Genomic DNA, 11,032 nt, shown 5'->3' on the forward strand with positions numbered 1-11,032 from the left:
GGAGGACAATGGCGTCATGGCAACGACATCAATGACGACGTACACCGCCAAGCTCATCGACGGTCCCATGGAGGGCAAGACCATCGCGACCTCCTTCCTCGACTCCGGCGACCCCCAGCCGCGGCTGGAGCTGGCCGCGCCGTCCGGCGGAAAGCACTACCTGTACGTGCGCGGCTCGGCTTCCGAGACCGAGTACGCCTCGGACGACCCGAGCGCATCGCTCCCCAGCGCGGTGGCCTACCGCTACGTGGAGACCGTCTTCGACTGAGGCGACCGCCGCCGACGCCAGGCCGGACGAACCAGGCGACGCAGCGCGACGTCTCGCGGGTGCTGAGGTGGTTCACCGGATGAGAACGCCGGGCACCGCCTGAGCCCGGCCGGGCGGACCTCGGCAATGGTCGCTGCGCGGGCCGGCCAGGGGTGTCAGTCGCCGGCCGCCCGTCGTGACGCGTCCGTCACAGCCCCGCCAGCCGCTCGGCGCCGACCATGGCGCGCCGGGTCGCTGGTCGCCGGCCGCCGGCCGCCGACCACGGTGTCCCGGCCACCGGCCGCCGCCCGCTGCCGCCCGTGGCGCGCCAGTCGCCGCCCGCCGGCCATGGCGTCCCAGCCACCGGCCGTCAGCCACCGCCAGCCGCCCGGTGCTGCCCACGGCCCACCGGTCACGGCGTACCCGGAGGTCCCGCGCGGGCCGGGGCTTCTGCTCGCCAGCCCGCATAGGGCACTACGGCCGTGACAGTCACCACCACTCCGGCGACAGCACACTCGGCGAGCGGGGCGCCGTTGGCACGAGCCACGAGTCGCGCCTGTGTACACGGGTCCCCGGCGGCCCGGCCGACGGCGACGTCCGCGCCCGCCAGCGCTGCCGCGTCCGCGGCGATGCCCGCCCTCTGCCGTGCCACCCATGCTCCGCAGACCAGCACCACCGCCGCCGTCACCGCTGCGAGGACCGCAACGGTGGCGAGCGCCAGGACGGTTCCCGAACCCCGCTCGACCGCCCGCGGCGAGTGTGGACGGCCGCTCACCCTTGACCCACATCGTCGAGCACGCACGAACGCGCCGAGACAGTGACGCCGAGCGCGCCCAGCCCGGCGGAGCCGCTGGGCGCCGAGACGGTGACGCACACCAACCCGCCGTCGGCTCCCACTGCCCTGGTCGCTCCGGCCGGCGGCGCAGGAGCCGCATCGCCACGCCCGATGAGCCGCGCTGCCGATGCCGCGTGATCGAGCAGCCGAGCCTGCTGCGCGATTGCCTGCACCGCGCTCACGCACAGCGCCAGACAGAGCAGGACGGTCGGAAGTGCCGTGGCGAACTCCGCCGTCACGCTGCCGCGCTCCCGCCCGCTCTGCCGGCCGCTCTGCCGCCCGCCGTCCAGCACCGCGGATTCGATCATCGCCCGGTTCATCAGGTGCCCCGTGCCGTGACCCCGAACGTCGATCACCCCGATTCGGAGCCCCGCCGGCGTGCTCGTCACCCGCCCGCCGCGTCTCCGCTCAGCCATCGACCGTCAACGCCCGGCGTACCAGGTCGGCGAGCACCGACCGGACCTCGTCGCCGCGCAACAGCATCAGCAGCGCTCCGGCGAACCCGACTGCCGCCATGGTCGTGACGGCGTACTCCGCTGTGCTCGCACCGCGGTCCTCCCGGCGCAGCCGCTGCAGGACCGGCCGCAGTCCCTGAATGTCTTCGCCCACGATCTCCCCCTTCTTCGCTATCGGCCACGACGTTCGTGGCTCATGTTCCGATCGTGCCTGGCGTCGGCCGTGGCCGGGCTCTCGCGGCCGAATCTGTGGACAGCTCATGTCAACCCCGTGAATGTGGAGGACATCATCGCGAGGATGACTGGGACCACACCGAGCAGCACGAAGGCGGGCAGCACACAGAGCCCTAACGGAAGGAGCAGCCGAACGGCGAGGAGTTCCACCCTCGTACGCCCCTCCGCACGTGCAAGGCGGCGTTGCTGCCGCGCTTCGGCCGAGAGCAACTCGACTGCCGGAGCGCCCGCCCGCTCCGCGATGTGCAGCACCCGCTGGATGGAGTCGTCGTCGTGCTCCGCCCCGGCGGATCCGATCCGCGAGCGGACCTCCGCGACGAGCTGCCGCGCACGTGTCGGCGACATGCCGCCGGTCAGGGCGATCGCCACCAGCTCGTGCTCGGCACCGGCGACCGGTCCGGTCCGGGATGCTTCACGGACCAAGCGCGCCGTCCAGGCGCGGCCGGTGGCCGTGAGCGTCGCGCCGGCGACTGCCACTCCCCACCCGAGTGGGCCGCCCACCAGCGCACCGACGACATCCACGCCGATCAGGTACGCCATCGCGACGCCCACCAGCGGCAGCCACGCCATCAGCCGCGCCGTCGCACGCGGTCCGGCGAGAGCCGTGCGTACGTCACGTGCGGTCTCCGCACGGTCGCGCAGCGCGGTCGCCGCGCCGCGCAGTGCGGGTGACAACGGTGCGCCCGAGTGCTCGGCGACCGTCCACGCGGCCGCAACGGTCGCGGCACCGTGATCGATCCCGTCAGTCGCCCGGGGCGGTGAGGCGCGAGCGCCCGTCGGCTCCCTCACCGACGCCCGAACACGCGCCGCCGATCGTGCCGCCGCCCGGGCCGCCACCCGTGCCCACGCCGGCCGCGCGGCCACATCCCGCGCCGCGCGCGTACCCCTCTCCCAAGGAGCCATCGCCCGCGGACCTTCCCCCGGCGTCCCGGCCACCGGTGCGCTCGCCCAGGGACCCGGCGCGCGCATCCCCCGCGTCCACGGTCCTGCTCGTCTCCTCCCCATCGGCGACGCGGGCGCCCGCGGCCCGCGCGACCACCACCTCGACGTCCGCCCGATCAGCGCCCACTCGCGCACCGACCGCTCCCCCACCCCGTCGACCGTCCGCCTCCGCGCCGCGTCGGCGAGCGCCTCCGCCGGCGCCGCCCCTGCCGCGATCCGCGCCGCAGCGCTCCGCATCGCCGGGTGCCGAGCGTCCTCGGCGACATACGACCAGACCGACGCCGGGGAGATCCCTGCGTCGAGAAGCACCGCAAGCGCCTCCACCGATCGCGCCAGGAGGTCGTCCTCGGAATCTCCACGACCCGCCGCCTCAGTCACCGCCCACCACCGCGAGCCGGCCGTGAGGAGTCGTCGCGAAGCGACCGAATCCGCGGATCCGGCGGCCCTCAGCCGAGCGCTCGACGTGGACGATCAGGCCGATCGCCGAGGTCGTCTGGCGCGCAACCGCGATCTCGCTCATCCCCGCCAGCGCGCCGAGAGCCTCCAGTCGCGCCGGCACGTCCGCTATCGAGTTCGCGTGCAGCGTGCCCGCACCACCGTCGTGCCCCGTGTTCAGTGCGGAGAGCAGGTCGACGACCTCTTCCCCCCTGCACTCGCCGAGGACGAGGCGGTCCGGTCGCATGCGCAGCGCTTCGCGCACCAGCCGACGCAGACCTACTCCTCCGGCCCCTTCGAGGTTCGGCTGCCGGGTCTGCAGCCCCACCACGTGCGGATGCGCGACGCGGAGCTCCGCCACGTCCTCGATGAGGACGATCCGCTCGTCGGGCGGCGCCAGCGCCAGGATCGCTCCCAGGAGCGTGGTCTTGCCCGCCCCTCCCGCACCGGTGACGAGGAGGTTGGTTCGCGCCGCCACGGCCGCTCGCAGGCGCGCAGCGTCGGCCTCCGTCACGGATCCGCCGCGCACCAGATCATCGAGCCGTGGCACGACGGCGGACGGCACGCGGATCGAGATCACCGCTCCCGACGTCGAGATCGGTGAGAGGACGGCGTGTACGCGCACGCCGCCCGCGAGCCGCACGTCGGCGAACGGGGTCGCTTCATCGAGGTGACGACCGCCGCTGGCGATCAGGCGCGTGGCGAGACGCCGGGCGCCCTGCGCATCCGAGCGCCAGCCGTCGACACGGTGGAGGCCGCGAGAGCCCCCATCGGACCACAGCTCTCCGTCGCCCGTGAGGAAGAGGTCGGTGACCCCCTCGCGCATCAGGTACGGCGTCAGCGGGCCGAAGGTCTCCCACGGTCCGGGCTCGCCGCGAGCGGTCGCGTCGGGTTGCAGTGCGGTCGGAAGGGCGCGAGGAATCGTCATGCCCTCGACGCTATGAAGTGCGCAAGCAGCGCGGCCGTCGTCGCGCGAATCTGTGGAAAGACCGACTCATCCACACTCGGCGGCGGAGAGCGGTTCCCGGCCCGGCCGACACAGAACGCAACACTCCCGGTCGAAACACCACTGCCGGTTAAAAAGAAACACCACTGCCGGTTAAAAAAGGGGGGCCGCACCTATTGGGGGGAACAGGTGCGGCCACTGCGGCGCAGGATTGGGGGGAATCGATTGCGCCGCACGCCAGAATTATCATTCGGCCGGTGACTAGTTTACGCACAATCAATGCAAACGCAAGTCTGATCGGAGCACGTCACCGTCACGCTGTAGAGTCAGGCATTGTCGCGCCACGACTCGAACATCAGCATCGCAAAGGAGCGAAAAGACTCCCCATGAGCAACACAATCGACAACCTGCTCCACGAAGCCCGGCGGTTCGCGCCGTCAGAGGAGTTCGCCGCGAACGCGATCGCGACGGCCGACCTCTACGAACGCGCCTCCGCAGACCGTCTGGGGTTCTGGGCCGACCAGTCCCGCGACCTGGTGCACTGGCACACGCCCTTCACCCGAACGCTCGACTGGTCGAACCCGCCGTTCGCGAAGTGGTTCGACGACGGCGAGCTCAACGTCGCATACAACTGTCTCGACCGTCACGTGCTCGCCGGCAACGGCGACCGGGTCGCGATCCACTGGGAGGGCGAGCCGGGCGACTCGCGCTCCATCACGTACGCGGAGCTGACCGCAGAGGTCAAGAAGGCCGCCAATCTGCTCACCAGCCTGGGCATCCAGGCCGGCGACCGGGTCGCCATCTACCTGCCGATGATCCCCGAAGCCGTCATCGCCATGCTCGCGGTGGCCCGCATCGGCGCCGTGCACTCCGTGGTCTTCGGCGGGTTCAGCGCCGAGAGCCTGCGCTCCCGCATCGACGACGCCGAGGCCAAGCTGGTCATCACCGCCGACGGCGGCTGGCGCAAGGGCCGGGTGTTCCCGCTCAAGGACGCGGTGGACGCCGCTCTCGCGAACGGCGAATCCACCGTGGAGCATGTGCTCGTGGTCAAGCGCGGCGAGAACGAGGTGGCCTGGACGGCCGGCCGCGACCTGTGGTGGCAGGACGAGATCGCACTCGTCGACGCCGACCACGTCGCCAAGGCGTTCCCCGCCGAGAACCCGCTGTTCATCCTCTACACGTCGGGCACCACCGGCAAGCCGAAGGGCATCCTGCACACCTCCGGCGGCTACCTGACCCAGGCGGCGTTCACCCACAAGAACGTCTTCGACCTCCACCCCGAGTCGGACGTCTACTGGTGCAGCGCGGACGTGGGCTGGATCACCGGCCACACCTATGTCGTCTACGGGCCGCTCGCCAACGGCGCCACCCAGGTGCTGTACGAGGGCACGCCAGAGACTCCGCACCCCGGCCGTTGGTGGGAGATCATCGAGAAGTACAAGGTCTCGATCTTCTACACGGCGCCGACGGCCATCCGCTCGTTCATGAAGATCGGACGTCAGCACCCCCAGAAGTTCGACCTGTCGAGCCTTCGTGTGCTCGGCTCGGTCGGCGAGCCCATCAACCCCGAGGCGTGGATGTGGTACCGCGACGTCATCGGAGGGGGCGACACCCCGATCGTGGACACCTGGTGGCAGACCGAGACCGGCGCCATCATGATCTCCGCCCTGCCCGGCGTGACGACGCTGAAGCCCGGCAGCGCCCAGGTGCCGCTGCCCGGCATCTCCATCGACATCCTCGACGAGGCCGGCGTTCCCGTCGGCAAGGACCAGGGCGGGCTGCTCGTGGTCACCGAGCCGTGGCCGAGCATGTTGCGCGGCATCTGGGGCGACCCCGACCGGTTCGTGGAGACGTACTGGTCGAAGTTCGGCGACAAGTACTTCGCCGGCGATGGCGCCCGCTACGACATGGACGGCGAGATCTGGCTGATGGGCCGTGTCGACGACGTCATGAACGTCTCGGGCCACCGCCTCTCGACCGCAGAGATCGAGTCGGCGCTCGTCGCGCATCCTCTGACGGCGGAGGCCGCGGTCGTGGGAGCCGCAGACGAGACGACCGGACAGGCCGTGGTCGCGTTCGTCATCATCAAGCAGAACCAGCTCGAGACCGCGGAGTCGATCGACGTCGCCGCCGAGCTGCGCAAGCATGTCTCCCAGCAGATCGGCGCCATCGCGCGGCCTCGTGACATCTTCATCGTCACCGAGCTGCCGAAGACGCGATCCGGCAAGATCATGCGGCGCCTGCTCAAGGACGTCGCCGAGGGCCGCGAGGTCGGCGACACGACCACGCTCGCCGACACCGCCGTGATGAGCTCCATCCAGGCCAAGCTCACCTGACGCCCGCCGGGGCCGTCAGGGCGCCAGCCGCCCAACACAGGAAAACCGTCGCGAATCCAGTGGGTTCGCGACGGTTTTCCTGCGTTCGGTGGCTCTGCTCGCGGCCTACTCGTAGGCGACGATGAGTTCGACCTCGACGGGCGCGTCGAGCGGGAGGACCGCGACGCCCACGGCCGAGCGGGCGTGGACGCCGGCGTCGCCGAATATCTCGCCGAGGACCTCGGAGGCGCCGTTGATCACGCCGGGCTGTCCGGTGAACGACGGGTCGGAGGAGACGAAGCCGACGACCTTCACCACGCGCGTCACCCGGTCGAGCGATCCGATGACGCTCTTGACCGCGGCGAGGGCGTTGAGCGCGCAGATCCGGGCATACTCCTTGGCGTCGTCGGCCGGCACGAGCCCGTGACCGTCGCCGACCTTACCGGTCGCGGGAAGCGCCCCGGACACCATCGGGAGCTGGCCGGAGGTGTACACGTGCCCGGCGTCGACGACCGCCGGAGTGTAGGCGGCGACCGGCGGGACGACGGCCGGGAGCTCGATGCCGAGCTCGGCGAGACGCGCTTCGACCGCGGCCATCAGGCGGCCTCCTCGCTCTGCACAGGGCGCTTGAGGTAGGCCACCAGGCCGCCCTCCGGGCCGGTCACGACCTGCACCAGTTCCCACCCCTCCGAGCCCCAGTTGTTGAGGATGGCGGCCGTGTTATGGATCATGAGAGGAGTCGTAAGGTATTCCCAGCGCAGCATGGTGCTCTTTTCATTCGGGGGGTTTAACAGGTTCATCGCCTACCCTGATCCTATGTCTGCGCAAAAACCACAGGCTAGAGGTGTGCTCGGAGCTGTCGGCGCTTTCGTCGGCATGAGTGCCGTGGCCGGTCTTCTGGTCACCGCTGCCGTCACTCCCGCCATCGCCGTGACAGGCATGGCCGCCAACAACGGTATCGGCGTATTCGAGGGTCTTCCCGAGTACCTCCAGATCGGCCAGCTCGCCCAGCCGACCACCATCTACGCGAAGGCGTCCGACGGCTCGGACGTCGCCCTCGCCACCTTCTACTCCCAGAACCGCCTGCCCGTCGGCTTCGAGCAGATGTCGCAGGCGGCGAGGGACGCACTGGTCGCCGGTGAGGACCCTCGCTTCTACAGCCACGGCGGCGTCGACATCCAGGGCACCGTACGCGGTGTGCTGTCCACGGTCTCCGGCGGCGGCGTGCAGGGCGGGTCCTCGATCACCCAGCAGTACGTGAAGAACGTCCTGCTGCAGAAGTGCGAGGCCATGCCGGTCAAGACCAAGGAGCAGAAGAGCAAGTACAACACCTGCGTCGACGACTCGACGGGCGTCACCCCCGACCGCAAGGTCAAGGAGATGAAGTACGCCATCGGTCTGGAGAAGAAGTACACGAAGGACCAGATCCTCGAGGGCTACCTCAACATCGTCGGCTTCGGCGGCTCGGTCTACGGCATCGAGGCCGCAGCCCGGTACTACTTCAACACGACCGCCGCGGCGCTGACTCCCGCACAGGCCGCGAGCCTGGTCGCGATCGTCAACAACCCGACGCGCCTCAAGCTCGACAACCCCGACTCGACGACCAACGGCGCTGCCAATGGCTACGCCGCGAACAAGGATCGGCGCGACTACATCCTCGCCAAGATGTACGAATACAAGAAACTGACGAAGACGCAGTACGACGAGGCGATCAAGACCCCGATCACTCCGGTGATCACCCCGTCGACGCGAGGCTGCCAGACAGCGGGCGGTGCGGCCTACTTCTGCGACTATGTGCAGCGGATCATCCTCAACGACGAGTCGTTCGGCAAAGACGAGGACACCCGCGCCGCCAACTTCAACCGTGGCGGCTACAAGATCTACACGTCCCTCGACCTCGACCTGCAGAAGGTCGCGGAAGACACACTCGACTCCTACGTGCCCAAGGCGTACAAGTTCGACATCGGCGGCGTGCTCGTCGGAGTGCAGCCGGGGACCGGCCGCGTGCTCTACATGGCCCAGAACAAGGATTACAGCCAGGACCCGGAGAACACCGGCCCGAACTACACGAGCATCAACTACGCGACCGACTACCAGTACGGCGGCTCGGGCGGCTTCCAGGTGGGATCGACGTACAAGACGTTCACTCTGGCGGAGTGGCTCAAGGAAGGCCACTCGCTCTACGAGACGGTGAACGCGAACGTCCGCACGTACCCCAGCGGGACGTTCAAGGGCTATTGCTACCCCGGAGGCTCCTACGGCCCGACGGGCGTCCGCTGGCCCACGAACGACAGCTCGGGCGAGGAGGGCACCCGTAGCGCCATCCAGGCCACTGCGATGTCCATCAATACCGCTTTCGTCTCGATGGCGTCCCAGCTCGATATGTGCAAGATCCGCGACACCGCGCAGGCGTTCGACGTGCACACCGCCAAGGGCGAGGAGCTCGGCACCAACCCCGCCAGCGTCCTCGGCACCAACGAGATCGCGCCCCTGACCATGGCCACCGCGTTCGCCGGCATCGCGAACGGCGGTGTCACCTGCTCCCCCATCGCGATCGACAAGATCGTCGACGGCGGCGGCAAAGAGGTCAAGCCTCCGGCGACGAAGTGCCAGCAGTCCGTCGACCCCGCCATCGCGGCCGGCATGGCCTTCGCGATGCAGAAGGTCACGCAGAGCGGTGGAACCGCGGCGACCGTGAACAACACCGGCAAGGACATGCTCGCCAAGACCGGCACGACGGACGGCAACGAGCAGCTCTGGCTCGTGGCCGCCACGACGAAGGTCGCCGGCGCGTACTGGGTCGGCAACGTGAGCGGCCACCAGGACATGCGGAAGACGTACCCGACCCACGGAATCTCCCCGGCGAGCGCCCGAACGGCTGTCCAGCGCGCCATGATGGGCGCCGCCGTCGGCAAGTACGGCGGCGACCCATTCCCCGCGCCGAGCAGCAAGCTCGTGCAGGGCGTCCAGGTGACCGTCCCCGATCTCACCGGCAAGTCCACGGACGAGGCGAAGTCGATCCTGACCGGGCTCGGCCTCGACAGCGCCGACGGCGGCCCCCAGGACTCGGCAGCCCCGGCCGGTACGGTCGCATCGAGCAACCCCGCCGCGGGCGCGTCCGTGGGCAAGGGCACCGTCGTCACGCTCTACACCAGCAACGGCTCGCTCGTCGCCATCCCCAACGTGGTCGGCCAAAAGCTCTCCGAGGCCCAGCAGGCCTTGGCTGCCGCCGGGTTCAGCGCCAAGGTCAACGGCGGAGGTGCCTCCCCTGACGACATCGTCCAGGCGATGGACCCGGGCGCGGGAACGGCCGCGAAGGCCGGCACCCAGGTCACCCTCACGCTCCAGAAGAGCACTGCCGCTCCCGGTCCGGGAGCGGGCGGCTAGTGCCGCGCCCGTCGGGCTTCCATCCGGTGGGCACCGCGCTCGCGGTGCTCGCCGGTGCCGGCGCGGCCGCGTTCGCGTTCGGGTCGCTCGTCGAGCGTCGCGCGTTCACCCTGCGGGAGCTGAGCGTTCCGGTGCTCCCGGCCGGCGCGCAGCCGATCCGGGTGCTGCACCTGTCCGACCTGCACATGGCGCCGTGGCAGCGCGACAAGCAGCAGTGGGTGCGGGAGCTCGCGCGGTTTCAACCGGACCTGATCGTCGACACCGGCGACAACCTCAGCCACGAGAACGGCCTGGAGGGCATCCGCGCCGCGTTCGACGCCTTCCGCGGTGTGCCTGGGGTGTTCGTCCACGGCTCGAACGACTACTTCGGCCCGCAGCTGAAGAACCCGCTGAAGTACTTCCGGGGCCCGTCGAAGCGCCACACGACGACCGCGCCGCGACTCGATGACAAGGCGCTCACCGACTACTTCGACAGCCTCGGCTGGCTGAACCTCAACAACGCCGCCGGTGCTCTCGACATCAAGGGAACGCACCTCGAGCTGTTCGGCGTCAACGACCCGCACATCCAGGCCGACCGGCTGGAGGCCATCCCGGGAGCGCTGGACGAACTGCGCGAGAACGACCCTTACTCCGACGACGCGATGTGGCCGGACGACGAGCCGCGCAGCGAGCGCCCGACGGTGACGCTGGGCGTCGTCCACGCGCCGTACCGGCGTGTGCTCGACGCATTCGTCACCTACGGCGCCTCGATGATCTTCGCGGGCCACACGCACGGCGGCCAGGTGTGCGTCCCCGGCTTCGGAGCGCTGGTCACCAACTGCGACATCCCGCGTAAGCAGGTCAAGGGGCTGAGCATCTGGAGGCACGCGTTCCGCGCGGCCTACCTCAACGTCTCGGCCGGTCTCGGCACGTCGATCTACGCGCCGGTGCGGTTCGCCTGCCGGCCGGAGGCGACGCTGGTGACGTTGACGGCGTCGGAGTAGTCCACCACTCCGACAGCGCGGCGGATGGTCATTTGCACCCCTCGCGCTCGTGTATCCTAGATGAGGCCTTCGGGCCACCGGGGTGTGGCGCAGCTTGGTAGCGCGCTTCGTTCGGGACGAAGAGGCCGCAGGTTCAAATCCTGTCACCCCGACCCAGTAGTAAGACAAAGGAACGGCCGGCTCGCTCAGCGAGCCGGCCGTTCCTTTGTCTTGTAATCGGTCGTTGGTGTCTGCTGACCCTCAGAACGCATCC

The 11,032-nt window shown here is 69.7% G+C and carries 12 protein-coding genes and 1 tRNA gene; 5 read left to right on the forward strand and 8 right to left on the reverse strand.

The features are described from left to right. Nucleotides 1-16: 16 nt before the first annotated feature. On the forward strand, nucleotides 17-268 hold the full coding sequence (locus JNB50_RS02030; protein WP_208038451.1) for a hypothetical protein: 252 nt from the start codon (nucleotides 17-19) through the stop codon (nucleotides 266-268). 187 nt (nucleotides 269-455) lie between these two features. Here the strand turns inward: JNB50_RS02030 and JNB50_RS02035 are convergent, their stop codons facing one another. The 6 genes from JNB50_RS02035 to JNB50_RS02060 form a co-directional block, all read right to left on the reverse strand. Continuing rightward, on the reverse strand, nucleotides 456-611 hold the full coding sequence (locus JNB50_RS02035; protein WP_208038452.1) for a hypothetical protein: 156 nt from the start codon (nucleotides 609-611) through the stop codon (nucleotides 456-458). 48 nt (nucleotides 612-659) lie between these two features. Further along, nucleotides 660-1,022, reverse strand: a complete 363-nt coding sequence (locus JNB50_RS02040) for an Rv3654c family TadE-like protein (protein WP_208038453.1) — start codon at nucleotides 1,020-1,022, stop codon at nucleotides 660-662. Next, nucleotides 1,019-1,390, reverse strand: a complete 372-nt coding sequence (locus JNB50_RS02045) for a TadE family type IV pilus minor pilin (RefSeq protein ID WP_208038454.1) — start codon at nucleotides 1,388-1,390, stop codon at nucleotides 1,019-1,021. The genes JNB50_RS02040 and JNB50_RS02045 overlap by 4 nt, the downstream gene beginning before the upstream one ends. Nucleotides 1,391-1,490: 100 nt before the next feature. Then, nucleotides 1,491-1,691 (reverse strand): DUF4244 domain-containing protein, encoded by a 201-nt coding sequence (locus JNB50_RS24875; protein WP_307794572.1) that lies wholly within the window; start codon nucleotides 1,689-1,691, stop codon nucleotides 1,491-1,493. Nucleotides 1,692-1,795: 104 nt separating this feature from the next. Beyond that, nucleotides 1,796-3,022, reverse strand: coding sequence for a type II secretion system F family protein (locus JNB50_RS02055; protein ID WP_243767909.1), 1,227 nt, complete (start codon nucleotides 3,020-3,022; stop codon nucleotides 1,796-1,798). Nucleotides 3,023-3,083: 61 nt separating this feature from the next. After that, complete coding sequence (locus JNB50_RS02060; RefSeq protein WP_208038456.1) at nucleotides 3,084-4,076, reverse strand: TadA family conjugal transfer-associated ATPase; 993 nt, start codon at nucleotides 4,074-4,076, stop codon at nucleotides 3,084-3,086. Nucleotides 4,077-4,480: 404 nt separating this feature from the next. On the opposite strand from JNB50_RS02060, the gene acs reads away from it, so the two are divergent. Further along, a complete protein-coding gene (acs, locus tag JNB50_RS02065; RefSeq protein WP_208038457.1) occupies nucleotides 4,481-6,430 on the forward strand; it encodes an acetate--CoA ligase in 1,950 nt (649 codons plus the stop codon). A 105-nt stretch (nucleotides 6,431-6,535) separates the two neighbouring features. Here the strand turns inward: acs and JNB50_RS02070 are convergent, their stop codons facing one another. Then, a complete protein-coding gene (locus tag JNB50_RS02070; RefSeq protein WP_208038458.1) occupies nucleotides 6,536-7,006 on the reverse strand; it encodes a RidA family protein in 471 nt (156 codons plus the stop codon). Further along, a complete protein-coding gene (locus JNB50_RS24880) occupies nucleotides 7,006-7,140 on the reverse strand; it encodes a DUF4177 domain-containing protein (protein ID WP_243767910.1) in 135 nt (44 codons plus the stop codon). Before JNB50_RS24880 ends, JNB50_RS02070 begins: the two co-directional genes overlap by 1 nt. A 115-nt stretch (nucleotides 7,141-7,255) precedes the next feature. On the opposite strand from JNB50_RS24880, the gene JNB50_RS02075 reads away from it, so the two are divergent. The 3 genes from JNB50_RS02075 to JNB50_RS02085 all read left to right on the forward strand — a co-directional run bounded on the left by JNB50_RS02075 (nucleotide 7,256) and on the right by JNB50_RS02085 (nucleotide 10,931). Further along, nucleotides 7,256-9,796 carry a transglycosylase domain-containing protein gene (locus JNB50_RS02075; protein WP_208038459.1) on the forward strand — a complete coding sequence of 847 codons (2,541 nt, stop codon included), beginning with the start codon at nucleotides 7,256-7,258 and terminating at the stop codon, nucleotides 9,794-9,796. Then, nucleotides 9,796-10,779, forward strand: a complete 984-nt coding sequence (locus JNB50_RS02080) for a metallophosphoesterase (RefSeq protein ID WP_307794573.1) — start codon at nucleotides 9,796-9,798, stop codon at nucleotides 10,777-10,779. Before JNB50_RS02075 ends, JNB50_RS02080 begins: the two co-directional genes overlap by 1 nt. 78 nt (nucleotides 10,780-10,857) lie before the next feature. Next, a tRNA-Pro gene (locus JNB50_RS02085) sits at nucleotides 10,858-10,931 on the forward strand. Nucleotides 10,932-11,032 lie beyond the last annotated feature (101 nt).

The sequence above is a fragment of the Leifsonia sp. TF02-11 genome, from assembly GCF_017565305.1.
Classification (GTDB): Bacteria; Actinomycetota; Actinomycetes; order Actinomycetales; family Microbacteriaceae; genus Leifsonia.

Excerpts from the sequence above, each read along its gene's own strand:
- JNB50_RS02060 (WP_208038456.1), bottom strand. The coding sequence starts at position 4,076 with ATGACGATTCCTCGCGCCCTTCCGACCGCACTGCAACCCGACGCGACC.
- acs (WP_208038457.1), top strand. The coding sequence starts at position 4,481 with ATGAGCAACACAATCGACAACCTGCTCCACGAAGCCCGGCGGTTCGCG.
- JNB50_RS02070 (WP_208038458.1), bottom strand. The coding sequence starts at position 7,006 with ATGGCCGCGGTCGAAGCGCGTCTCGCCGAGCTCGGCATCGAGCTCCCG.
- JNB50_RS24880 (WP_243767910.1), bottom strand. The coding sequence starts at position 7,140 with ATGATCCATAACACGGCCGCCATCCTCAACAACTGGGGCTCGGAGGGG.
- JNB50_RS02030 (WP_208038451.1), top strand. The coding sequence starts at position 17 with ATGGCAACGACATCAATGACGACGTACACCGCCAAGCTCATCGACGGT.
- JNB50_RS02045 (WP_208038454.1), bottom strand. The coding sequence starts at position 1,390 with ATGATCGAATCCGCGGTGCTGGACGGCGGGCGGCAGAGCGGCCGGCAG.